The organism is Aeromicrobium sp. (genome assembly GCF_047607065.1).
Taxonomy (GTDB): domain Bacteria; phylum Actinomycetota; class Actinomycetes; order Propionibacteriales; family Nocardioidaceae; genus Aeromicrobium.
This window is the reverse complement of sequence record NZ_JASGDU010000010.1, coordinates 23582-46799: the sequence shown is the minus strand read 5'-3', so window position 1 is coordinate 46799 and position 23218 is coordinate 23582. Positions and strand designations below refer to the sequence as shown.

Here is a 23218-nt window from a genome sequence, read left to right as displayed (position 1 = left end):
GGCCGAGCCGACCGCGACACCGCCGCGGCGGGCCGCGCGGGCGAGGGAGGCGGAGTGCTCGGAGGCGGCCAGGCGCCAGTCGTCCCAGACGTCGCGCGCGCTGCGGCGCGGCGTGACGGGGACCGCGGCCTCGGGGCGGGAGGACTTCTTCTCGCGCTGGTCGCGGCGGGCCTGGGCGGCGGTGCTCCGGGTGGGCACTGCGGGCACCTCGGGCGTGGAGGCTCCGCGGTCGATGGTGACCGTGCGGCCGGTGTGCGGATTGGTGATCGTGCGGACGCGACCGCCCGGCGCGACGGCCTGGCGCGGTGCCACCGTCTTCTTGACGACGCGGCGCACGACCTTCTTCTTGGGCTGCTCGTCGCTCATGCCTTCAGTGTGTCACAGCGCACAGACACTGCCTCCCGTCTTCCGGCAGCGCTCCGGATCACGCCGCCCTAGGAACCGCTGATGTATTCGGGTTATGCGTCGCCCGCCGGTCCCTGAAGTACGACGAGGAACGAGGAGCCTCGAAGGGACCACACCTCAAGGGCGGGCGGCGTACCAGGCCTTGAGGGCCTCGGTCGCCAACTCCTCGCCGAGCGGCCCGCGATCCATGCGCAGGTCGAGCAGGAAGCGGTAGGCCTCGCCCACCTCCCGGCCCGGACCGATGCCGAGGATCGCCATGATCTGCGTGCCGTCGAGGTCCGGCCGGATCGCGTCGATCTCCTCCTGCTCGCGCAGCTCGGCGATGCGCCGCTCCAGGTCGTCGTAGGTGCGCTGCAGCCGCGCCGCCTTGCGCGCGTTGCGGGTCGTGCAGTCGGCCCGCGTGAGAATGTGCAGCCGGTCCAGTTGGTCGCCAGCGTCGCGGACATAGCGGCGGACCGCAGCGTCCGTCCACTCGCCCGAGCCGTAGCCGTGGAAGCGCAGGTGCAGCTCGACCAGCTTCGAGACCTGCTCGACGACCTCGTTGCTGTAGCGCAGCGCCTTCATCCGCTTGCGGGTCATCTTGGCACCGACCACATCGTGATGGTGGAAGGTCACCACGCCACCGGCTTGGAACCGGCGGGTGCGCGGCTTGCCGATGTCGTGCAGTAGTGCCGCGAGCCGCACCACCAGATCGGGCCGCTGCTCCAGCCGGTCCTCCAGGGCGATGGCCTGCTCCAGCACCGTCAGCGAATGCTCGTAGACGTCCTTGTGACGGTGATGCTCGTCGTCGGTCAGGCGCAGCGCGGGCAACTCCGGCAGCACCCGCTCGGCCAGGCCGGTGTCGACCAGGAGCCGCAGCCCGGCCACCGGATCGGCGGCGCAGAGGAGCTTGTCCAGTTCGTCGCGCACCCGCTCGGCCGAAACGATGTCGATGCGCTCGGCCTGATCCTCGACCGCCGCGATCACCTCGGTATCGGCCCGGAAGCCCAGCTGCGCCACGAAGCGCGCCGCTCGCATCATGCGCAGCGGATCGTCGTCGAAGGACTGCCGCGCGGTCACCGGGGTCGAGAGCCGCCGCTGCGCCAGCGCGCTCCGCCCGTCGAACGGATCGATGAACTCACCACTCGGCAGCGCGACGGCCATCGCATTGACGGTGAAGTCGCGGCGCGACAGATCCCCGGCAATCGAATCGCCGAAGGCGACGCTCGGCTTGCGCGAGTCCGGATCGTAGGTCTCGCTGCGGTAGGTGGTGATCTCGACCTGTTCGCCGCCCTTGCGCAGGCCGATGGTGCCGAAGTCGCGGCCGATGTCCCACTTCGCGTCGGCCCAGCCCGCGACCACCTCGTCGATCTGGTCGGGTCGCGCCGAGGTCGTGAAGTCCCAATCCGAGACCGGCCGGCCTAGCAGCGCATCGCGGACCGGACCCCCGACGAGGGCGATCTCGTGGCCTTGCTCGGCGAACCGCCGCCCGAGCGCGGTCAACAGCGGATGTTCGCTCAGGAGCGCGGCTATACGGCGGTGGTGCTCGTCGGTGATGGGGGCAGGCGACACGGGCCAGAAGTCTACGTGGCCGCCGAGCGCCCGGCAGGCCCGCAGACACTCCGCCTACACCGGCTGCTTCGGGATCGGGTCGGATGCCGGGTCCACGCCCTACCATTGGCCGGGTGAGCCAGCGACAGGAGCGACGATGGGTGTGCCTCGTCGCCGCCCTCGTGGCCGCGGCGACGCTCTCCTGGGTCCCGCAGGCCATCGCAGCCCCCGGCGAGAGCGGTACCGATCCGGCCGTCTCAGTGCGTATCGACTCACTCACCCCGGACACGCTGGTCCCCGGTGCTCCGGTGACGATCACAGGAACGGTGCGCAACGACAACGACAACGCCTGGACCAACGCTCAGGTCTACGTGTCGATCTCCGACACGGCCTACACCGACCGCACTGACCTGACCGAGGCCGTCGAGGCGCAGAAGGGATTCTCCGGCGGGCGTATCACCGCGCTCGACAGCATCGCCGACCTCGGCGAGTTACAGGCCGGTGAAACCAGCGCCTTCTCGATCACCGTGCCGTGGGCCTCGCTCGGCATCTCCACCACCGCAGGCGTCCACACTCTCGGCGTGCAGGTGCTCGGCACCGCGCCGGACGGGTCGCGCTCGACCAGTCCCATCGGCCGCGCCGCCACCCTCGCCCCCGTCGGTTCCCCCACCTCTGCGGTGCCTACCGGCCTCGTGCTCACCCTGGCCTCACCGGTCGATCTCGACGGGCATGGGCAACTCGCCGATCTGACCGATCTCATCGAAGAGACCGAGCCGGCCGGGTCGCTACGTCACCTCATCGACCTCGCGCGCAGCCTGCCGGGCGGAACGGCCGGCTTGGCCGTCGACGCGCAACTGCTCGACGCACTTGCCCAAGCAACCGATGAGGAATCACCCGTCGGCCACGACCTGAACCCCGTAGACCGGGACCATCTCACCGCGTTCACGGCCGATCTGACCGAGGCCATGAGCACGATGCCGACGCTCTTACTCGACTACGGGCTGCCCGACCTCGGCGCTATCGCCGCGAGCGACGGAGCGAACGCGCTGCGCGAGATGCTGCGCTCGGTGACCGGACAGGTCATCGACGACCTCGAATTGGCCGGCTTCCCGACGGCCTCGTGGGTCGACGCCGGCGGACTGGACAACGGGGTGGTCGCCGGGGGAACCGAGGGCGACCGTTACCTGGTCTCCGTCGACGATCTGACCGGGTGGAGTGAAGCCGACGGTTCCGTCGTCCGGCTGGCCGGTGCCGATACGCTGGTGCGACGCGATCTGTCGGGGGCTATGCCCGGAGCGGAGACCGCCGCGACCCTGCGCCAGCAACTCCTCGCCGAGGCCGACCTCGCCGCTCGTAGCCGCGCCGAGGATTCCGGATCGCAGGCCGACGCCGTCATCGTGACCGCGCCGGGTTGGGATCCCGGCTCCGTCTGGTATTCAGCCGACCTCGCCGCGCTGTGGGGGACCGGCCGGCTGCACCCGGGAATATCGGACCTGACGACCCGCCCGCCTGGATCCGAACTGGAGTCACCGACCGCGAGCGCAGGTGCCGATACGACCGTCGTCGACGCAATGCAGCCGTTGCTCGTCGCCGTCACACAGTTGGATTCGATTACTCCCGACGATGCCGCAACGAACGGTGACGAGCGGCTCATCGCCGACCTGCTCGGCCTGTCGTGGCACTCGCGTACCGCCGAAGCCATCCAGATCGCCGCCGACCGGCTCGGTGAGATCGAGACCGACCTCGCCGCCCCGTCCATCGAGGGACCGCCCAGTTTCCTCCTCGCGGGCCGTCACGGAGAGGTTCCGGTCACTATCGACAACCCCACCGACTACGCCCTCGAAGTCGGCATCCGAGTGCGCTCGTCCAATCCGCAACTGCGGGTGGACGACATCGCCCCGGTCGCAGTCCCTGCCGGGTCACGCACCACGGTCACGATCCCGCTCGACGTGGGTCAGCAGAACACCACCTCCCTGACCGCGCAACTCGTGACGCCGGACGGCATCGCCCTCGGACACGCTGCACAGTTCAACGTACGCTCCAGCAACACCGGCATCGTCGTCTGGATCGGCATGGGTATCGCGGCGGCGCTGCTCGTCGTAGCGGTCGGGCGGCGACTGTGGCGGCGGCGCTTCCCTCCGAAGCCGAAACACGGGAAGCCGGCCCGGCCTGACGAGTCCCGGCGCCTCGCCGGTAACCCGACAGCCCCGGACGCCTCACGGGTGGCCCGTGCGAGCGCGTGGATGGCACTCGGCACTGTCGTCTCGCGGCTGACCGGATTTCTACGCGCGCTGCTGCTGATCTGGGCCATCGGCACCGGCCTCAACGGCGACATCTTCAACAACGCCAACACCGTGCCGAATGCGCTGTACATCCTCGTCGCGGGCGGCATCTTCAACGTCGTGCTCGTGCCGCAGCTGGTCCGCACCATGCGCGAGGACGCCGACGGCGGCGCGGCCTACGCCAACCGGGTCATCACCCTCGGGCTACTGGTGCTCGCCGCAGCCACGGTGATCCTCGTTGTCGCCTCGCCGCTGCTGGTACGGCTGGTTTTCGACTCGCTGCTCTTCACCGACGAGTTCTCCACCCAGCACACCTCGGCGCTGTGGCTCATGTACCTGTGCGTGCCGCAGGTGTTCTTCTACGGCGCCTTCGTGCTGGTCGGGCAAGTGCTCAACGCCCGCGAGCGGTTCGGGCCGATGATGTGGGCACCCATCGTCAACAATGTCGTCGCCTGCGGCGCGCTGGCACTGTACATGGTGATGTTCGGCCGTCAGGGCGGCTCGGACGGCTTCACAGCCGGTGAATGCTTGGTGCTCGGCATCGGCTCGACGCTCGGCATCGCGGCCCAGGCGGCGGCGCTGATCCCCTACCTGCGCTCGGCGGGCTTCCACTACCGGCCACGCTTCGACTTTCGCGGCGTAGGCCTCGGCCACACCCTGCGACTTGGTGCATGGACGCTCGCTTCTATCGTGGTCAATCAGATCGCGTTCATCGTCGTCAGCCGCCTCGGCACCCGCGGCAATCTGCAGGGGGCCTCAACCGGCGAGGCCAGCTCCGGCTCGGCGATCTACAGTCTCGGCTACATCGTCAGCCAGGTGCCGCACGGTGTCATCACCGTCTCGCTGGCGACCGCGATCATGCCCTCGCTGGCCGCGCTCGCGCACGCGCACGACTACCGGGGATTCCTGGCCTCGCTCGCCGACACCGCCCGTACCGCGCTGTTCCTGCTGGTGCCGGCAGCGGTGGCGTTGGCCTGCCTCGGGCACGAGTTGGCGCGTAGCATCTCGCTCGGTGCCGCCGGTGACAGCAGCGAGGCCATCGGCGACACGCTGGTCGCGCTGGCACCGGCCATCGTGGCGTTCAGCACGATGTTCCTTCTGGTGCGGGCGTTCTACGCCGACGAGAACACTCGCGTCCCGTTCGTTCTGCAAGCACTCGTCGCGGCGGTCAACGTGGTCGCGGCGGTGAGCCTGACCGGCTCGGTGTCCCCGCAGCACGTTGCCCCCGTGCTCGGCATCGCGCTGAGTCTGGCCTATCTGACTGGTGTGATCGGGGCGATCCTGTGGATTCATCGACGTTTCGGTCGCCTCATCGATAAATCGATGTGTACCTTCATCGCTAAATTGACCTTGGCGTGCAGTGTCTCGGCGGCGGGCATGGTCGGCATGCGCGAACTGCTCCAGCACCTCGGACTCGACAGCATGGACCCGATCCCCGCACTCGCTCGCCTGGCGGTGGCCGGATCACTCGGCGCGGCCGCCTATCTGCTCACCGCCACGTTGACCGGCATGACCGAACTGCGCCAGCTCGCCGCAATCGCCTCCCGCAGGTAAGTCCGGACTTCGGCGTTTCACGCTCGCGGCGGTTGCGGAGCCACGGTCATTGAGGTGCGAGCCTCGAAATGACCTACCATCGCAAGCTTCGCCCTTCGAGGCTCCTCGTTCCTCGTCGCACCTCAGGGAGCGCCGCTGGCCGGGAGCGATCTTCTAGACTGCTGGTGGGAAGGGGTGGATATTTCATGACAGACCGGCGAACCCTGGTTTCCGGTGACGTCATCGCCGAGCGTTATCACCTGCAGGACCGCGTCTACGAGCGCCTCGGCGTGACCACCTGGCGCGCGCACGACACAGTGCTGTCACGCAATGTCGGCCTGGAGTTCTTACCCGACGACGACGAGCGCGCCCAGCGTTTCCTCGACGCCGCCAGGGACTCGACTAAGGTCAGCGACCCTCGCTTCCTGCGCGTCCTCGACCTGATCCGCGACGACCACGGCCACCACCTCGTCGTGCGCGAATGGGCGCGCGCCTTCCCCCTCAACGCCGTTCTCGCTCAGGCACCACTGCCCAGCACTCGTGCCGCCCTGGTCGTCGCCGAGGTCGCCGAAGCGCTCGCACAGGCCCACGAACACGGCCAGTACCACCAACGCCTGAGTCCTCAGCAGATCCTGCTCAAACAGAGCGGTGGCGTGCGGGTCACGGGCCTCGGGGTCGCCACCGCACTCGTCCCCATCAGCCGCTCCGACGAGCCGCCGAAACATGAGGAACTCGAACGGCTCGACGTCCAGGGTCTCGGCAAGTTGCTGTACGCGTGTCTCGTCGCACGTTGGCCGGGCGGCTACGTCGACGGCCTAGACCCCGCTCCGACCGAACACGGACGCTACCTGCGGCCCCGCCAGGTGCGCGCTGGGGTAGACCGACGGATTGACGCCGTCTGTGACCGTATTCTCGGCCGCCCACCGGCTCACCACCGCCGTCCGATCACCACTGCGGCAGAGGTGGCCCACGAGTTACGCACGATCCTCGACCACCTCGAACCGGCCGTCGCGGAGGACGCGGAGCAGACCGACGTGATCGAGACCGATCTGGCACCCTACGACCCCGTCATCGAACCCCTCGGACCGCCGCCGGGCCTGACACCTCCGCGCCCTCGGCCCAAGGCCTTCGAGCCGGCCCCACCCACGCTGTTGCAACGACGCAAGGCCCAGGCCCGCCAGCTCACTGCGGGGGAGCGGGGGCTGGTATTGCTCGGCGTATGCGGCACCCTGGCCCTACTGCTGGTCATCATCGCCCTCGTCGGCCGAGAAGGAACATCGGTCGTCATCAACGATGCTCCCGGGCTATCGACCGGTGAGGTCGGGTCGCTATCCATCGACGGGGTGGTCGACTTCGACCCCGACGGCGACGGAGACGAGTCCCCCGACCTGGTTGATCTCGTCATCGACGGCGATCCTGACACCGGCTGGAGCACTCAAACCTACCGATCCCGCGCCGATCTCGGTGGGCTAAAGGACGGAGTCGGGCTGGTGATCGACCTCGGATCGACCGCACAAATCGAATCCGTCCGCCTCAATCTGGCTGGCGCACCGACCAGTTTGGCGATCTTCACCGCCCCGCCCAGCCTCGACGGCCCGCCGAAATCACTGACCGGTTTGAGTCAGGTCGGCTCAATCCAAGACGCCGGAACCGACGTCACCTTGGCTCTGCCGGCAGATACCACCAGTCGCTACGTCGTCGTGTGGCTGACCTCGCTGCCATCGGTGGCTCCGGGGGAGTTCCGCGGCGAGATCCGCGAGGTGCGCGTCGAGGGGCGTTCCTGACCGCTCGGCCGGGAATGCACGGCGACTAGGCTGTGTTGGTACCACTGTCCCCAGCAGAGAGCAGGCCATGAGCAGCGTGCGCAACCTCATCATCATCGGGTCCGGACCGTCGGGCTACACGGCGGCGATCTATGCGGCCCGGGCCAGCCTCAACCCCCTGGTCTTCGAGGGGTCTCTGACCGCCGGCGGTGCGCTGATGAACACCACCGAGGTCGAAAACTTCCCCGGTTTCCCCGAGGGCATCATGGGGCCGGACCTCATGGACCAGTTGCGTGCGCAGGCCGAGCGCTTCGGTGCCGAGCTGGTGGCCGACGACGTCGTCTCGGTCGACCTGACCGGGGACGTCAAGACCGTCAAGCTCGCCGACGGCTCGGCCTTCTCCGCGCACGCGGTGATCCTGGCCACCGGCTCGGGTTACCGCAAGCTCGGCATCGAGCGCGAGGACGAACTGTCCGGGCGCGGCGTGAGCTGGTGCGCCACCTGCGACGGCTTCTTCTTCCGTGAGCAGGAGATCGTCGTGGTCGGCGGCGGCGACTCGGCGCTCGAGGAGGCCACCTTCCTGACCCGCTTCGCCTCGAAGGTCACCCTCGTCCACCGCCGCGACGAGCTGCGCGCGTCCAAGATCATGCAAGACCGCGCCCAGGCCAACGAGAAGATCGAGTTCGCCTGGAACAGCGAGGTCGCCGAACTGCACGGCAACGAGCGCCTGGAGGGGCTGACGCTGCGTGACACGATCACCGGCGAAACCCGCCGCCTCGACGCGACCGGCCTGTTCATCGCCATCGGCCACGATCCGCGTTCCGAACTGCTCACCGGCCAAGTCGACCTCGACGACGAGGGCTACGTGCTGGTCCAGCCCGGTTCGACCGCGACCAACCTGACCGGCGTATTCGCCGCAGGCGACCTCGTCGACCACACCTACCGGCAGGCCATCACCGCTGCCGGGAGCGGCTGTGCGGCCGCGCTCGACGCCGAGCGATTCCTCGCTGCTCTAGCCCACTGATCCATGTTGTGTCATCTACGACTACGTCCCTGAGGAGAAATATGTCCACGCTCGACAACGTCACCGACGCCGATTTCGACGAGAAGGTCCTCCAGGCCGACGGCCTGGTCATCGTCGACTTCTGGGCCTCCTGGTGCGCACCGTGCCGTCAGTTGGCACCGATCCTGGAGGAGATCGCGGAGGACAAGGGCGATGCCCTGACTATTCTCAAGCTCGACGCCGATGCCAACCCGATCACCACGGCTGCCGCGCGTGTGACGGCGATGCCGACGATCAACTTCTACCGCAACGGTGAATTGGTCTCGTCCATCAAGGGGGCGCGCCCCAAGTCAGTCCTGGTCGCCGAGATCGACAAGTATCTCTGAATTCATCGAGAAATCCCCCTGTCTCTTCGGAGACAGGGGGATTTCTCTCTTTATCGACTTTGTAGGTGCCTTCGAGGTGTCTCAGAGACCCGAAGCCCGGTCCCTGAGGTGCGACGAAGGAGCCTCGAAGGGACCGAATAGCAGCGAACCCGCCGATTCAGTCCTTTTTCGGATCCATGAGGGCGACGATGCGCTCCAGGTCGTCGACCGTGGCGAACTCCACGGTGATCCGCCCCTTCGAGCGGCCCAGCGCCACCTTGACCCGAGTATCGAAGCGATCCGAAAGCCGCCGAGCGACCTCCTCGACCTTCGGCGACGACACCGTCGGCGTGGACCGGCGCGACGAGCGATCCGAAGGGGAGTCGTCACTCAGCGTGACGATCTCCTCCAGCGCGCGCACCGACAACCCCTCGGCAACCACGCGCGCAGCGAGCCGCTCCTGGATCTCTGGATGGACCACGGTGACCAGCGCCCGGGCGTGGCCGGCGCTCAGCACCCCGGCAGCCACCCGGCGCTGCACTGGGGGAGTGAGCTTGAGCAGTCGCAGCGTGTTGCTGATCTGCGGGCGCGACCTGCCGATACGCGAAGCCAGCTCCTCGTGCGTGCAACCGAAGTCGTCAAGTAACTGCTGATAGGCCGCCGCCTCCTCCAACGGGTTGAGCTGCGAACGATGCAGATTCTCCAGCAGGGCGTCACGCAGCAGATCCTCGTCCTGCGTTTCGCGAATGACTGCGGCGATAGTCGCCAGGCCCGCCTGCTGATGCGCCCGCCAGCGGCGCTCGCCCATGATGAGCTCGTAGCGATCCGGTGCCACCTCGCGGACGACGACCGGCTGCAACAGGCCGATCTCCGTGATCGAGTGGACCAGTTCTGACATGGCCTCTTCGTCGAAGACCGTGCGGGGCTGGCGCGGATTCGGGCTGATCGACTCCACCGGCAGTTCCGCGAAGCGCGCGCCCTCGATTTGCTGCAGGCCTGCGCTGGCAGCTTCCTCGGAGTTCTGCGGGATCAGGGCTTCCAGGCCGCGGCCGAGACCGCGGCTTCGGCGATTACTCATCGGGCGGCCTCCGTCAGCGGGGTAGCGGCTTCGGCGATCTCCCGCGCAGCCTCGATGTACGACAGCGCACCGGAGGACGACGGGTCGTAGGTAACAACGCTCTGCTGGTAACTCGGGGCCTCAGAGATACGTACTGACCGGGGGACCGCCGTCTTGAGCACGGTGTCCCCGAAGTGCCGGCGCACCTCCTGGGCCACACCGGAGGAAAGGTTGGTGCGGCCGTCGTACATGGTCAGCAGGATCGTGGAGACCTCCAGGCGCGGGTTGAGGTGCGCCTTGACCAGCTCGATGTTGCGCAGCAACTGGCCCAGGCCCTCCAGCGCGTAGTACTCGCACTGGATGGGAATGATCACCTCACGGCCGGCGACCAGCGCATTAACCGTCAACAAGCCGAGTGAGGGCGGGCAGTCGATGAAGACGTAGTCGAATCGGTCCCCGGCGCGCTCGGACTCGATCAGGTAGGACTGGACCGCCTTGTCCAGGCGCGTCTCACGGGCCACCAGCGAGACCAGCTCGATCTCGGCGCCGGCGAGGTCGATGGACGCGGGCAGCACCGAAATACTCTCGTGTGCCTCACAGGGCTGGATGACCGAGCCGATGGACTCGCCCTCCACCAGGACCTCGTACACGCCGGGGGTGCCCTCGGAGTGCTCGATGTCGAGCGCCGTAGAGGTGTTGCCCTGCGGGTCGAGGTCGATGACGAGGATGCGCAGGCCCTTGACCGCCATGGCCGCCGCGAGGTTCACCGTCGTCGTGGTCTTGCCGACGCCGCCCTTCTGATTGGCGACGACGAAGATCCGCGTCTGCTCCGGCCGAGGCAGACTCGTGATGCTCTGCACTTTGCGCGCCAGGGAGACGTGCTCTTCGGCCGCGCGGGCCAGGGGCGTGGGTTCATCGGGATACACCACGGTCATCGCCACTTCCTCATTCATTCGTGTTTCACGTGAAACGTCTGTACGTGACTGGTCACCGGCTGATCTCCACCACGGTCGTCGGCACCGCGACTTCACCATAGGTGCTGATACGGACATCCGACACTCCAAGACGCCTCAGTAACGGCCGCGCGGCCTCCACCTCGTCCGGTGCCGAGCGGCCCTTCATCGCCAAGAGCACGCCACCGGGAGCCACCAGCGGCCAGCACCAGCGCACCAGTTTGTCCAGGGCGGCCACCGCTCGGGCGGTCACCACCGCGTAGCGGCCCTGGTGATCTTCGGCCCGCTGCCGGGAGATGACGACATTGGTCAGCCCGAGATCGGCCACGACCTCCTCCAGGAAGGTCACCCGGCGCAGCAGCGGCTCGACGAGCGTCATCTCGATATCGGGCCGAGCGATGGCCCACACCAGGCCGGGGAGGCCCGCACCAGTGCCCACGTCGGCCACCGTGGAGCCGTGGGGGAGTCGGGGCACCACAACAGCGCAGTTTACGAGGTGCCGATCCCACAGGCGCGGCACCTCGCGCGGACCGATCATGCCGCGGTCAACACCCCAAGTACCGAGGATTTCCGCGTAGCGCTGCGCCTGAGGCCAGGCCTCGCCGAACAGGTCGGCTGCGTTCTCCGGTGGTTCCGTTTCACGTGAAACGGACATCAGGCACCGGCGGGAAGAACCACCACGAAACGCCGCGGCTCGGCACCTTCAGACTCGCTGCGCAGGCCTGCCTCGGCCACCACGTCGTGGACGATCTTGCGTTCGAAGGCCGACATCGGGGACAACTCGATGCGCTCAGCGCCGTCACGCACGGCCGCGACTGCGCCGGAGGCCTCCTCGCGCAGCACCTCACGGCGACCCGCCCGGTATCCGGCGATGTCGAGCATGAGCCGGCTCCGCTCGCCGGTCTCGCGGTAAACCGCCAACCGCGTCAACTCCTGGAGGGCGTCGAGCACCCGGCCCTCGCCACCGACGAGATGCTTCAGGTCACCACCGACGATGCTGACCGCCGCACGGTCGCCATCGACGTCCATGTCGATGTCACCGTCTAGATCGGCAATGTCCAACAGGCCTTCGAGGAAGTCAGCGGCGATATCGCCCTCGGCCTCCAACTTCGTTGCATCGGTGCTCATCGACCGCCGCCTTTCTTGCGCTCACTACGAGAGGTCTTCTTCGGCTGGGTGCGCGGCTTCGGCGCGGCTTCACTGGCCGAGGATGCGTCAATCACGTCCTGCGCGGAACCCTTGCCCTTGGCCAGGTCGCGCTGCTGCTTAGCCTTGAAAGCCGGCGTCCCCGGAGCCGGGTTGTTGCGGATGACGTAGAACTGCTGACCCATGGTCCACAGGTTCGTCGTCGTCCAGTAGATCAAGACGCCCACTGGGAAGATCACGCCACTGATCGCGAAGACTGGGGGCAGGATGTAGAGCAGCATCTTCTGCTGCTGGGCGTACGGGCCGTTGAGCGCGTCGGCCGGCATATTCTTGGCCATGAGCTGACGCTGTGTGAGGAACTGCGTGGCGCACATCGCCAGCACAAGCACCGCCGCGACAATGCGCGTCTCGGTGTGCTCAGCACCCATGAAGGTGTCGGAAATCTTGCCGCCCAGCCACATGGCGGCCTTCAACGACTCCGCATCAGCCTCGCTGAGAAAACCCTTCGCACCCGCGCCGCCATTCTTCGCGGCCTGGTCGATGGTGCGGAACAGCGCGAAGAAGATCGGCATCTGCGCCAGCAGCGGCAGGCAGGAAGCGAACGGGTTGGTGCCCGTCTCCTTCCACAGTTTCATCTGCTCCTGGGTCAGGCGCTCGCGGTCATGGCCGTACTTCTTCTGCAGCTCCTTCATCTGCGGCTGCAACAGCTGCATGTTGCGGCTGCTCTTGATCTGCTTGACGAACAGCGGGATGAGCAGCGCACGGATCGTCACCGTCAGGCCGATGATCGACAGCGCCCAGGTCCAGCCGTTCGACAGACCCGGCACCTGCTCGAAAACCCAGTGCCAGGCCAGCAGGATCGCCGACACCGCGTAGTACAGCGGCGTCATTATCGCCGAACCGATCAGTCCGAAGATCTCCACGTTTTCTCCTCGATGAGACGCCGGCCGCAGCCGGCGTCGGGGGGACGGGGTCGTACCCGCCAGGACTCCAGGGATGGCATCGCAGCAGCCGCCGGAGGGCGAGCCACGAACCGCGCCAGGCACCGTGGGTTTCCACGGCACCGAGGGCATAGGCCGAACAAGTGGGATGGTAGCGACACACCTGTCCGTACAGGGGGCTGATCGCGAAGCGGTACGCCTTCAAGGCCGCGATGAGCACCCGACGCATTAGTCGCGCACCGATGCGGAGTGTTGTGCGGCGCGGCTGCGGCGCACAGCCCGAGATAGACCCTCGGCGACCGTCGCCTGCAGCGCAGGATCGACGGCCGCCGAGGGCAGGGCGCGGATCACGACTCGTGATCCCGCCGGAATCGAACTGAACTCCGCGCGCACCGCATGTCGGATGCGCCGCTTGACCCGATTGCGGACCACCGCCGGGCCGACCTTCTTGCCGACGATCAGCCCGACACGGGTCTGGTTGTCGCCGGGTTCGCCACTCCAGACATGGACGACGACCGCCGGCATCGAGGCGGCCGACCCACGGCGCATCGTGCGGCGAAACTCCTCGCCGTCACGCATTCGCGCCGCTTGCGGGAGCACGGCTCAGGCAGAGAGCTTCGCGCGGCCTTTGCTGCGACGCGAGGCCAGGATCGCGCGACCGGCGCGGGTGCGCATGCGGAGGCGGAAGCCGTGCTTCTTGGCACGACGACGGTTGTTGGGCTGGTAGGTGCGCTTGCTCACGACACAAAGTCCTTCTCGAAAGGGGAATCACTGATCGAATCGACGATCACCGCTCACCCACGACCACCATCGAGATCGCTCGATTCAGTCGCGGGTACGCGGCCGACGGTCGCGCGACGGTCCAACGGTACGGGGGCCGTCGGACACCGGTCAAACCAACTGTCTTACCCGGTGAGCCTCGAACACGTCCATGCGACACGCCGACCAGGCCCGTAGATTTACCCACCGGCGCTTGTCTGAGCCGCTTCTCGGCTGCTAGCGTCACCGCGTTACAACGTTGTCCACAGATTTCAGGTGGTCCCGGACATCACCATCCACAGATGGGGATAACCATGTGGACCTCATCGGGAGGCCGCATGACCAACACACGAGAGCCGTCACCGGACGCTGATCTCCTAGCGGCGTGGCAGGCCGCCATCGATCAGCTCTCGCCCGGCGCGCGTGTGTGGGTCTTCCCGGCGGTGCCTCTGACTTTCCACAACGGCATCCTCATCGCTGCGGTGCAGAACGACCTGGCGCGCGCTCAGTTGGAGTCTCGGGTGCGCCCGGTGCTCGAACAGGCGCTGAGCCGCGAACTCGACACCGAGGTCCGCCTCGTGGTGACCATCGATCCGAGCTTGGCACCGCCGAAGCCGCCGGCCGTCGCCGAAGAGCCACCCGTGGCTCCGCCCGCGGCGATCACCCCGGCCGACGAGAACGACAGCGACAACGACATGGATCACTTCGTCCCGCAGCGCGGCCCGATTCCGGTCTCGTCCCGCAGGGCCGACATCGCCGAGGCCCGGCTCAACCCGCGCTATCTGTTCGAGAACTTCGTCACCGGTTCGTCGAACCGGTTCGCGCACGCTGCGGCGGTCGCAGCCGCCGAGGCACCCGGCAAGGCCTACAACCCGCTGGTCATCTACGGCGATTCCGGCCTAGGCAAGACCCACCTTCTGCACGCCATCGGTCATTACGTGCTGAGCCTGTACCCCTCCTCGCGGGTGCGCTACGTCAACACCGAGGAGTTCACCAACGACGTCATCAACGCCATCGGCGAACGGCGTACCGGTGAGCTGAAGCGCAAGTACCGCGAGATCGACGTACTACTGGTCGACGACATCCAGTTCATCGAGGGCAAGGAAGCCACCCAGGAGGAGTTCTTCCACACCTTCAACGCGCTGCACAACGAGAACAAGCAGATCGTGATGACCTCCGACCGCCCGCCGAAGAACCTCAAGACCCTCGAGGAGCGGCTGCGCAACCGGTTCGAGTGGGGGCTGACCACCGACGTCACCCCGCCGGAACTGGAGACCCGCATCGCTATCTTGCGTAAGAAGGCCTCCAACGACGGACTAACGGTCTCGGCCGATGTGCTGGAGTTCATCGCCAGTAAGGTGCAGAGCAATATCCGCGAACTGGAGGGCGCGCTCATCCGCGTCACCGCCTTCGCCAACCTGAGCAAGTCGGTCGTCGATATGAGCCTGGCCCAGATCGTGCTGAAGGATCTCGTCACGGCCGGGGAGGACCCGGAGGTGACTCCCGCGCTCATCATCGCGCAGACCGCCGCCTATTCGGAGTTCTCCATCGAGGAGATCTGCGGCCCGAGCCGCGCGCGCGATCTCGTGCTGGCCCGCCAGATCGCGATGTATCTGTGTCGCGAGCTGACCGAGACCTCGCTGCCGAAGATCGGTCAGGAGTTCGGCGGCCGCGACCACACGACCGTCATGCACGCGGTCAAGAAGATCAGCAGCCTGATGACTGAGAAGCATACGGTGTTCAACCAGGTCACCGAGTTGACCAACCGGATCAAGCAACAGGCCCGCCAGGCGTAGGCCCCACCGGGCAAGTGGGGTGGCTTCGAGGCTCGCGAGCTCGCACCTCAGCCACCGGGCCCGGTCCCTGAGGTGTGAGGCCGCCTGCGGCCGAGCCTCGAAGGGCGCACCTCAATGACCGACTCCCGTCGTCCCCAGCTGGGGACGAGTCTGTGGGTAACTCTCCACCTGAGGTGGATAGATGACAATTTCGTGTGAACAGTCGGCGAACGACCAACACCCCGTCCACACCCTGCGGGGGTGCCTCCACGTCGCCGTCCCGCTGTCGTCCACCACCAGATCAGCGCGGTGACCTGCGCAGATACCGGTTCTCCACACTGTCCACACCGGCTACAACAACTACTAACCTGATCTATATCTCACCCTTCGTTGAAGGGGTCACGGCTCGTGATGTGTGGAAGACCTTCGGAAGTGCCGATCTACTCGGGTTGTGTGCCGCCGGCCGGTCCCTGAGGTGCGAGGAGCTTGCGACGAGCCTCGAAATGAGAGGCATCGACCTAGAATCAGCGGTTCGCTTCTTGTCACAACCCTGGCCTAGGATCGAACCGGGAACCGTGCGAGGATGCACACACCGACACTCACCGGCCGCAGTCGAAAGGCACCTCCTCTCGTGAAGTTCAGGATCGAGCGCGACACCTTCGCCGACGCGGTGGCCTGGACCGCGCGTGGCCTGCCGGTTCGCCCGAGCGTCCCGGTCCTCGCCGGTCTACTCATCGAGGCTGATTCGGCCGGCCTGGCGTTGTCGGGTTTCGACTACGAGACCTCTACTCGCGCCACGCTGGCCGCCGAAGTGCAAGCCGACGGCCGCGCCCTGGTCAGCGGCCGGCTGCTGAGCGAGATCGTCAAGTCGCTTCCGGCCAAGCCCATTGACGTCACCCTCGATGGCACGAAGGTCCGGGTCGAATGCGGCAGCGCCCGCTTCAGTCTGCAGACCATGCCGGTCGAGGAATATCCCCGACTGCCCCAGATGCCCACGGCCACCGGCACGGTCAAGGCCGACGCCTTCGTCACTGCCGTCCAGCAGGCCGGGGCCGCTGCGGGGCGCGACGAGATGCTGCCGCTGCTGACCGGCGTCCGGCTCGAACTGGAGGGGTCGACCATCTCGCTTATGGCCACCGACCGCTTCCGCGCGAGCCTGCGCGACCTGGAGTGGTTCCCCGAAGTCGGCGACCTGTCGGCGCGCGCACTCGTACCGGCCCGCGTACTGTCGGAAACCGCACGTTCCTTCGCCGGCGGCAGCGACATCACCGTCGCGGTGTCCTCCGGCGAGTCCGGTGACGGACTGATCGGTTTCGAGGGAACTGTCGGCACGGGCACTCGCCGCACGACGACCCGCCTGCTCGAAGGCGACTTCCCCCGCGTGCGTCAGTTGTTCGCCACGCAGCCCGAGACCATCGCCTACGTCTCGACCGCCGAGCTGGTCGATGCGGTCAAGCGCGTCGCCCTGGTCGCCGAGCGAAACACCCCGGTCCGGCTGACCTTCTCCACCGAGGGTTCCCTGCTGCTCGAAGCCGGCACGGGCGACGAGGCGCAGGCGAGTGAATCCATCGAGGCGTCGGTCAACGGCACGGACATCTCCATCGGTTTCAACCCCTCGTACCTGCTGGAGGGCCTGAGTGTCATGGCCGATCCGGTGGTTCATTTGGCCTTCACTCAGCACACCAAACCAGCCGCGATGAGCGGCGTCGGTGAGATCGGCGCGGAACCCGACGGCGCGTTCCGTTACCTGATCATGCCGGTCCGGCTCCAAACCTGACAGTCTCGTCGAAAGGGCGCCCATGTCTCAGAACACCAGCACGCATCTCGGACTTATCGGCCTGGGCAAGATGGGCGGCAATATGCGCGAGCGGCTTCGCGCGCGCGGAGTCACCGTCACCGGATACGACCGCGACGCCTCGGTCAGCGACGTCGCCTCACTCGCCGAACTCGTGGCGGCGCTGCCGGAGGAACAGCGCATCGTGTGGGTCATGGTGCCCTCCGGCGCGCCCACCCGCGCGACGGTCGAGGAACTGGCCGGCCTGCTCGGCGAAGGCGACATCGTCATCGACGGCGGCAACTCGCGCTGGAGTGACGACCTCGTCCACGCCGACCTGCTCGCCGGGCGCGGCATCGGCTACCTCGACTGCGGTGTCAGCGGCGGCGTGTGGGGCCGGCAGAACGGTTATGCGCTCATGGTCGGCGGCGACGCCGAACAGGTTGCGGCAGTCCGTCCGGTCTTCGACGCGCTGACTCCCGAAGGCGATGCGGGCTTCGTCCACGCCGGTTCGACTGGTGCGGGTCACTACTCGAAGATGGTTCACAACGGCATCGAGTACGCGATGATGCAGGCTTTCGCGGAGGGCTACGAGCTGTTGAGCACCTCGGGCATCGTCTCGGACGTGCCGGCCGTGCTCGACTCGTGGCGTGAAGGAACGGTCGTGCGCTCCTGGCTGCTCGACCTGCTGGTCAAGGCCCTGCACGAGCATCCGGGCCTGTCCGACATCCGTGGTTACGCCGCCGATTCGGGCGAGGGCCGCTGGACGGTCGAGGCGGCCATCGCCCAAGGCGTGCCGACACCGGCCATCGCCGCGTCGCTGTTCGCCCGGTTCACCTCCCAGCAGGAGGAGTCGCCGGCGATGCAGGCCATCGCCGCGATGCGCCAGCAGTTCGGCGGCCACGCGGTGCAGTCGGCGAGTACTCCGCCGGCTTGACGTGTACGTTGACCGACTCGCGCTCGTCGACTTCCGCTCGTACCCCGAGGTCGAGGTCGACCTCGGTGCTGGACCCATCGCCTTCATCGGTGCCAACGGCCAGGGCAAGACCAATCTCGTCGAGGCCGTTGACTACCTTGCGCGGCTGGACTCGCACCGGGTTTCCGGTGACACTCCGCTGGTGCGGGCCGGCGCCGAGCGATCCATTGTGCGGGCCGACGTGGTCAAAGGCGAACGCTCGGCGCTGATCGAGGTCGAGATCACCCCTGGACGGAGCAACCGGGCGCGCGTCAACCGCTCGGAGTTGCCGCGTGTGCGCGACCTGCTCGGCACCGTGCGCACGGTGCTGTTCTCACCCGAGGATTTGGCCCTGGTCAAGGGCGATCCATCCGACCGGCGGCGATTCCTCGACGATCACCTGGTCATGCAGTCGGTGCGGGTGGCCGGGGTCAAGGCGGACTACGAACGGACCCTGCGCCAGAGGAACACTCTTCTCAAGAGTGCCAGAGGTAGACAAGTTGATTTATCTACTCTAGAGATCTGGGATGAGCGGCTCGCGACCTTCGGCGGCGAGATCACCGCCCGGCGGCTGCAGGTTCTCGACGACCTGGCTCCCGATCTGCAACGCCGTCACGAGGCCGTTGCGGCGTCGGCGGCCGAGGCTCGCCGCTGTGTGAGCGCTACCTATGTCGCCAAAACTGGTATCGCGCACGACGATCACCCTCGCGATCCCGAGGCCTGCCGTGATGTCCTGCTCACCGCTATCGCCGAGCGGCGGCGCGATGAACTCGACCGGGGGCTGACCCTCGTCGGTCCGCACCGCGACGACGTCGCCCTGGCCATCGGCGATCTTCCCGCCAAGGGGTACGCAAGTCACGGTGAGTCGTGGTCCCTCGCACTCTCGCTACGGTTGGCCTCTTTCGACCACCTGCGCGTCGACGACGATCCGATCCTCATCCTCGATGATGTTTTCGCCGAACTCGACAGCGGTCGGCGCGGTCATCTGGCCGACATGGCCGCCGGCGTCGAACAGGTGCTGGTCACCGCAGCAGTGCCCAACGACGTGCCGGACGGCCTTCGCGGGCGGCGGTTCACGGTCTCTGGAGGGCAGGTGCGCGGTGAGTGACGACGATCCGCTGAACCTCGCGCGCGAACTCGCCGAGGGTTTCCGCGACCCGAACGCACCGCGCCGACCCCGCCGGACCCGCCGTGGCAAGGACGGCTCCGGCGCACGCCGTCGAGACGACCGCGAGGATGCCGTTCCGCTGGCGCGGGCGATGGGCGACCTCATCGCGCAGCAGGGCTGGACCGATCAGATGGCCGCAGCGCGGGTCTTCGGTGATTGGGCCTCCATCGTCGGACCCGATATCGCCCAGCACAGCGTGGTGGAGGGCTACGCCGACCACATCGTCTCGGTGCGGACCGATTCGACAGCCTGGCGCAAGGAGCTGCAATTGCTTGCTCCGCGCATCGTCGCGCGGCTGAATGACGAACTCGGCGACGGTTCGGTGCTGCGCATCGAGGTCCGCGGTCCGGAGGCACCGTCCTGGAAGCATGGCCGCCGTACGGTGCGAGGCGGCCGGGGTCCCCGCGACACCTACGGCTGAGGACGTGACCGGCTCCGCTCGCCCCGGTTCCTGAGGTGTGACGAGGAACGAGGAGCCTCGAAGGGCGAAGCCTGCGGTGTGGTCATTTCGAGGCTCGTCGCAAGCTCCTCGCACCTCAATGACCGGGTCTGTCTTCTGCAGCATCTCCTAGAAGTGCTGATTTATCGGCCGATTCCGCTCATTGAGGTGCGTAGCGAGGAACGAGCGGAGCCTCGAAATGAGCTGCGGTTTGAGTCCCTTCGAGGCTCGGCCGCGAGCGGCCTTCGCACCTTAGGGATCACTCCGTGAGCGGTGTGAAACCGCAGCCGGATCAGTGCGCGGGGCTGACCCGGTCCATCGTTGCGGTGACGACGGCGGTCAGCAGAGCGATGGAACCGAGTACGAGCGCGGCGGTGGCGAAGGCGTCCCACCCGGCAGACGGGCGTACCCCGATGACGATGAGGAAGATGATCGCCGCCGCCGCACCGACGATCGCCGCCGTGAATCCAGCAAGACCCGGACGCAGTGCACCGCCAACAACCAATGCGGCTATCGCTGTCCAGATCAAGCAGACGAGTACCGCCGCGATGACGTCGGAGGGCCGGTGCCAGCCGGCCACTACGGTTGCGGCACCGGTCAAGGTCACCGCGCACGAACCGGCGGTCATCACGAACGGCCGCAGCCACGTCGGGCAGACCAGGCACAGCGCTCCGAGGCTCGACGCGACGACCGTCGTGTGTCCGCTCGGCAGGCTGTTGTGCGCGATGATCCCGTCGGCCAGCTCGGCGCGCTCCAGCACGTACTGCTTGAGCACCTGGGTCGTGGCGTTCGCCCCGCCGATGACCAGCAGCGCCGCGAGCGCCAGGCGGACCTGCCGCCGCAGGAGGGCCAAGGCGACGCTGCCGCTGGCCGCCAGGGCGAGGGCACCGATGGACACGTAGCCCAGCACGCTCAGCACCGCCAGATGCGCGTCGCGTCCGGCAACCACGGTGGTCATCGCCCAGTGGTCGAACTGTTGCCCAGACGCCGTGCGCAGCGCCACCACGATGCAGGCAGCCAGGACGATGGCCGCCGCAGTTCCGGTCAGCACGGCCCGCCCGCGCACCCCGGCTGGCGGTGAAGCGAGGGTGTCGGTGGTCATGCCCCCACTGTGCCGTATGCGGGTCAAGACCCCCGGCGATGCGTCCACTGGCCGAATGCACCCTTCGGGGCGTGATGGGCACTGGGACCGTCCTAGTGTTCAGAAGGCGGCCCGCGAAAGCCTCCCAGGGGCCTTCAACGGCCTCTCAGCGCGACCTCTGCCGGGCAGCCGAGGCACCGACATGTGGCACTGGTCACTCAGAGCCACGCAATAGCCCCGTATACTCATCGAGTGACCCAGACTCCCGAACCCGAGAACTACGACGCCGGCAATATCCAGGTTCTTGAGGGACTCGAAGCGGTCCGCAAGCGACCGGGCATGTACATCGGCTCGACCGGCGAGCGCGGCCTGCACCACCTGGTCTGGGAGGTCGTCGACAACTCCGTCGACGAAGCCCTCGCCGGCTACGCCACGCGCGTCGAAGTGACGCTCCAGCCCGACGGAGGCGTGCGGGTCGTCGACGATGGCCGCGGCATCCCGGTCAAGGAACACCCCGAGCAGAAGATCCCTGCGGTCACGCTCGTCCTCACCTCGCTGCACGCCGGCGGCAAGTTCGGCGGCGGCGGCTACAAGGTCTCCGGCGGCCTGCACGGCGTCGGCGTCTCGGTCGTCAACGCGCTGAGTACCAAGATGTACGTCGAGGTCAAGCGCGACGGCTATGTCTGGACGCAGTCGTTCACTTACGGGGAACCCGACGCGCCACTGGCCCGCGGCGAAGCCACTGACGAGACCGGTACCACCAACACCTTCTACGCCAGCGCCGACATTTTCGAGACCACCGAATACTCCTACGACACCCTCAAGACGCGGTTCCGGGAGATGGCCTTCCTCAACAAGGGCCTGCAGATCGTGCTGATCGACGAGCGCGAGCGGCCGGGCGAGGACGACGACGTCGAGCGGCGGGTCGAGTTCTGTTACGGCGGCGGCCTGGTCGACTACGTCAAGCACATCAACGTCGGCGCGAAGACGCCGATCCACGGCGACATCATCTCCATCGAACGCGAGGATCCCGACAGTGGCCTGTCACTGGAACTGGCGATGCAGTGGAACGCCAGCTTCGCCGAGTCGGTCCACACCTTCGCCAACACCATCAACACCCACGAGGGCGGCACCCACGAGGAGGGCTTCCGGGCGGCGCTGACCTCCACGGTCAACCGCTTCGCCGAGGCCAACAACCTCATCAAGAAGAAGGAAGACCGGCTCACCGGCGACGACATCCGCGAGGGCCTGACCGCGATCATCTCGGTCAAGCTCGCCGAGCCGCAGTTCGAGGGCCAGACCAAGACCAAGCTCGGCAACACCGAGGCCAAGAGCTTCGTGCAGCAGGTGCTCAACGAGGAGCTGGGGGCCTGGCTCGAACAGCATCCGACCGAGGGCAAGACCATCGTGCGCAAGTCCATCGACGCGGCTGCGGCGCGCATGGCCGCCCGCAAGGCGCGCGACCTGGCCCGCAACCGCAAGGGCTTCCTCGGCGGCGGCGGCCTGCCCGGCAAGCTCGCCGACTGCTCCAGCCGCAATCCCGAAGAGTGCGAGATCTTCGTCGTCGAGGGCAACTCCGCCGGCGGTTCGGCCAAGGGCGGGCGCGATCCGCGCACCCAGGCGATCCTCCCGCTGCGTGGCAAGATCCTCAACGTCGAAAAGGCGCGGATCGACAAGATCCTGCAGAACGCCGAGGTCCAGGCGATCATCAGCGCGCTCGGCACCGGCGTCCACGACGACTTCGACATCGCCAAACTGCGTTACCACAAGATCGTGCTCATGGCCGACGCCGACGTCGACGGCCAGCACATCTCGACGCTGCTGCTGACGCTGCTGTTCCGGTTTATGAAGCCGCTCATCGACGCCGGCCACGTTTACCTCGCGCAGCCGCCGCTGTACAAGATCAAGTGGACCAACGCCCCGCACGAGCTGGCCTACTCCGACCGGGAGCGCGACGTGCTGCTGGCTGCGGGCGAGGAAGCCGGGCGCCGTCTGCCGAAGGAGGCCCCGGTGCAGCGCTACAAGGGTCTGGGCGAGATGAACGATTCGGAGTTGTGGGAGACCACGATGGACCCGGACGCCCGCATCCTGCGCCAGGTGACCCTCGACGACGCCGCTGTCGCCGACGAGATCTTCACCATCCTCATGGGCGAGGACGTCGAGCAGCGCCGCAACTTCATCCAGCGCAACGCCAAAGACGTCCGCTTCCTCGACATCTAGCAACCCGGTGGTTGAGGCGCGAGCGAAGCGAGCCTCGAAGCCACCTCACCCCCCTTCGAGGCTCGCAGG

Annotated in this window: 20 protein-coding genes and 1 pseudogene; 10 read left to right on the top strand and 11 right to left on the bottom strand. The window is 67.2% G+C overall.

Features of this window, described 5'->3' with window-relative positions:
• Window positions 1–366: hypothetical protein (locus QM597_RS01375; protein WP_415003084.1), on the bottom strand; the 366-nt coding region annotated here is incomplete at its 3' end.
• A gap of 156 nt (window positions 367–522) precedes the next feature.
• Window positions 523–1956: a CCA tRNA nucleotidyltransferase gene (locus tag QM597_RS01370; RefSeq protein ID WP_415003083.1), complete on the bottom strand. Its 1434-nt coding sequence runs from the start codon at window positions 1954–1956 to the stop codon at window positions 523–525.
• Between the two features lie 113 nt (window positions 1957–2069).
• Here QM597_RS01370 and murJ point away from each other — a divergent pair, with 113 nt between their 5' ends.
• The 4 genes from murJ (at window position 2070) to trxA (ending at window position 8902) form a co-directional block, all read left to right on the top strand.
• The gene (gene murJ / locus QM597_RS01365; RefSeq protein ID WP_415003082.1) at window positions 2070–5771 is read left to right on the top strand and encodes a murein biosynthesis integral membrane protein MurJ; all 3702 of its coding nucleotides are present in this window, start codon (window positions 2070–2072) and stop codon (window positions 5769–5771) included.
• Window positions 5772–5956: 185 nt separating this feature from the next.
• Window positions 5957–7534 carry a protein kinase family protein gene (locus QM597_RS01360; protein ID WP_415003081.1) on the top strand — a complete coding sequence of 526 codons (1578 nt, stop codon included), beginning with the start codon at window positions 5957–5959 and terminating at the stop codon, window positions 7532–7534.
• Between the two features lie 67 nt (window positions 7535–7601).
• Window positions 7602–8537 carry a thioredoxin-disulfide reductase gene (gene trxB / locus QM597_RS01355; protein WP_415003080.1) on the top strand — a complete coding sequence of 312 codons (936 nt, stop codon included), beginning with the start codon at window positions 7602–7604 and terminating at the stop codon, window positions 8535–8537.
• 41 nt (window positions 8538–8578) lie between these two features.
• The gene (trxA, locus tag QM597_RS01350; protein ID WP_415003079.1) at window positions 8579–8902 is read left to right on the top strand and encodes a thioredoxin; all 324 of its coding nucleotides are present in this window, start codon (window positions 8579–8581) and stop codon (window positions 8900–8902) included.
• 157 nt (window positions 8903–9059) lie between these two features.
• Here trxA and QM597_RS01345 read toward each other — a convergent pair whose 3' ends face one another.
• The 8 genes and pseudogenes from QM597_RS01345 to rpmH all read right to left on the bottom strand — a co-directional run bounded on the left by QM597_RS01345 (window position 9060) and on the right by rpmH (window position 13719).
• Window positions 9060–9959 carry a ParB/RepB/Spo0J family partition protein gene (locus tag QM597_RS01345; protein WP_415003078.1) on the bottom strand — a complete coding sequence of 300 codons (900 nt, stop codon included), beginning with the start codon at window positions 9957–9959 and terminating at the stop codon, window positions 9060–9062.
• Entirely contained in the window at window positions 9956–10873 is a 918-nt protein-coding gene (locus tag QM597_RS01340) for a ParA family protein (RefSeq protein ID WP_415003077.1), read from the bottom strand. The genes QM597_RS01345 and QM597_RS01340 overlap by 4 nt, the downstream gene beginning before the upstream one ends.
• Before the next feature lie 52 nt (window positions 10874–10925).
• The gene (gene rsmG, locus QM597_RS01335; RefSeq protein WP_415003076.1) at window positions 10926–11546 is read right to left on the bottom strand and encodes a 16S rRNA (guanine(527)-N(7))-methyltransferase RsmG; all 621 of its coding nucleotides are present in this window, start codon (window positions 11544–11546) and stop codon (window positions 10926–10928) included.
• A complete protein-coding gene (locus QM597_RS01330; RefSeq protein WP_415003075.1) occupies window positions 11546–12019 on the bottom strand; it encodes a protein jag in 474 nt (157 codons plus the stop codon). Before QM597_RS01330 ends, rsmG begins: the two co-directional genes overlap by 1 nt.
• Entirely contained in the window at window positions 12016–12960 is a 945-nt protein-coding gene (gene yidC, locus QM597_RS01325) for a membrane protein insertase YidC (protein ID WP_415003074.1), read from the bottom strand. The genes QM597_RS01330 and yidC overlap by 4 nt, the downstream gene beginning before the upstream one ends.
• Window positions 12961–13015: 55 nt before the next feature.
• Window positions 13016–13207: pseudogene (gene yidD, locus QM597_RS01320) on the bottom strand (membrane protein insertion efficiency factor YidD); the annotation flags it as partial.
• The gene (rnpA, locus tag QM597_RS01315) at window positions 13207–13578 is read right to left on the bottom strand and encodes a ribonuclease P protein component (protein ID WP_415003073.1); all 372 of its coding nucleotides are present in this window, start codon (window positions 13576–13578) and stop codon (window positions 13207–13209) included. The pseudogene yidD and the gene rnpA, both read right to left, overlap by 1 nt.
• A 3-nt stretch (window positions 13579–13581) precedes the next feature.
• Window positions 13582–13719, bottom strand: a complete 138-nt coding sequence (rpmH, locus tag QM597_RS01310; RefSeq protein ID WP_414988839.1) for a 50S ribosomal protein L34 — start codon at window positions 13717–13719, stop codon at window positions 13582–13584.
• Window positions 13720–14075: 356 nt separating this feature from the next.
• On the opposite strand from rpmH, the gene dnaA reads away from it, so the two are divergent.
• The 5 genes from dnaA (at window position 14076) to QM597_RS01285 (ending at window position 19830) form a co-directional block, all read left to right on the top strand.
• Entirely contained in the window at window positions 14076–15533 is a 1458-nt protein-coding gene (gene dnaA / locus QM597_RS01305) for a chromosomal replication initiator protein DnaA (protein ID WP_415003072.1), read from the top strand.
• A gap of 610 nt (window positions 15534–16143) precedes the next feature.
• Window positions 16144–17289 (top strand): DNA polymerase III subunit beta, encoded by a 1146-nt coding sequence (gene dnaN, locus QM597_RS01300; RefSeq protein ID WP_415003071.1) that lies wholly within the window; start codon window positions 16144–16146, stop codon window positions 17287–17289.
• A gap of 22 nt (window positions 17290–17311) precedes the next feature.
• Window positions 17312–18223 (top strand): phosphogluconate dehydrogenase (NAD(+)-dependent, decarboxylating), encoded by a 912-nt coding sequence (gene gnd / locus QM597_RS01295; protein WP_415003070.1) that lies wholly within the window; start codon window positions 17312–17314, stop codon window positions 18221–18223.
• Window position 18224: 1 nt separating this feature from the next.
• A complete protein-coding gene (gene recF, locus QM597_RS01290) occupies window positions 18225–19349 on the top strand; it encodes a DNA replication/repair protein RecF (protein ID WP_415003069.1) in 1125 nt (374 codons plus the stop codon).
• Window positions 19342–19830 (top strand): DUF721 domain-containing protein, encoded by a 489-nt coding sequence (locus tag QM597_RS01285; RefSeq protein ID WP_415003068.1) that lies wholly within the window; start codon window positions 19342–19344, stop codon window positions 19828–19830. The genes recF and QM597_RS01285 overlap by 8 nt, the downstream gene beginning before the upstream one ends.
• 310 nt (window positions 19831–20140) lie before the next feature.
• Here the strand turns inward: QM597_RS01285 and QM597_RS01280 are convergent, their stop codons facing one another.
• On the bottom strand, window positions 20141–20950 hold the full coding sequence (locus QM597_RS01280) for a phosphatase PAP2 family protein (RefSeq protein WP_415003067.1): 810 nt from the start codon (window positions 20948–20950) through the stop codon (window positions 20141–20143).
• Window positions 20951–21181: 231 nt separating this feature from the next.
• On the opposite strand from QM597_RS01280, the gene gyrB reads away from it, so the two are divergent.
• Window positions 21182–23149 carry a DNA topoisomerase (ATP-hydrolyzing) subunit B gene (gene gyrB / locus QM597_RS01275; RefSeq protein WP_415003066.1) on the top strand — a complete coding sequence of 656 codons (1968 nt, stop codon included), beginning with the start codon at window positions 21182–21184 and terminating at the stop codon, window positions 23147–23149.
• Window positions 23150–23218: the final 69 nt, after the last annotated feature.

Bases quoted from the DNA above. Each gene is read 5' to 3' on its own strand.
- QM597_RS01360 (WP_415003081.1), top strand. From the start codon at position 5,957: ATGACAGACCGGCGAACCCTGGTTTCCGGTGACGTCATCGCCGAGCGT.
- trxB (WP_415003080.1), top strand. From the start codon at position 7,602: ATGAGCAGCGTGCGCAACCTCATCATCATCGGGTCCGGACCGTCGGGC.
- trxA (WP_415003079.1), top strand. From the start codon at position 8,579: ATGTCCACGCTCGACAACGTCACCGACGCCGATTTCGACGAGAAGGTC.
- QM597_RS01345 (WP_415003078.1), bottom strand. From the start codon at position 9,959: ATGAGTAATCGCCGAAGCCGCGGTCTCGGCCGCGGCCTGGAAGCCCTG.
- QM597_RS01340 (WP_415003077.1), bottom strand. From the start codon at position 10,873: ATGACCGTGGTGTATCCCGATGAACCCACGCCCCTGGCCCGCGCGGCC.
- rsmG (WP_415003076.1), bottom strand. From the start codon at position 11,546: ATGTCCGTTTCACGTGAAACGGAACCACCGGAGAACGCAGCCGACCTG.
- QM597_RS01330 (WP_415003075.1), bottom strand. From the start codon at position 12,019: ATGAGCACCGATGCAACGAAGTTGGAGGCCGAGGGCGATATCGCCGCT.
- dnaA (WP_415003072.1), top strand. From the start codon at position 14,076: ATGACCAACACACGAGAGCCGTCACCGGACGCTGATCTCCTAGCGGCG.
- gnd (WP_415003070.1), top strand. From the start codon at position 17,312: ATGTCTCAGAACACCAGCACGCATCTCGGACTTATCGGCCTGGGCAAG.
- QM597_RS01280 (WP_415003067.1), bottom strand. From the start codon at position 20,950: ATGACCACCGACACCCTCGCTTCACCGCCAGCCGGGGTGCGCGGGCGG.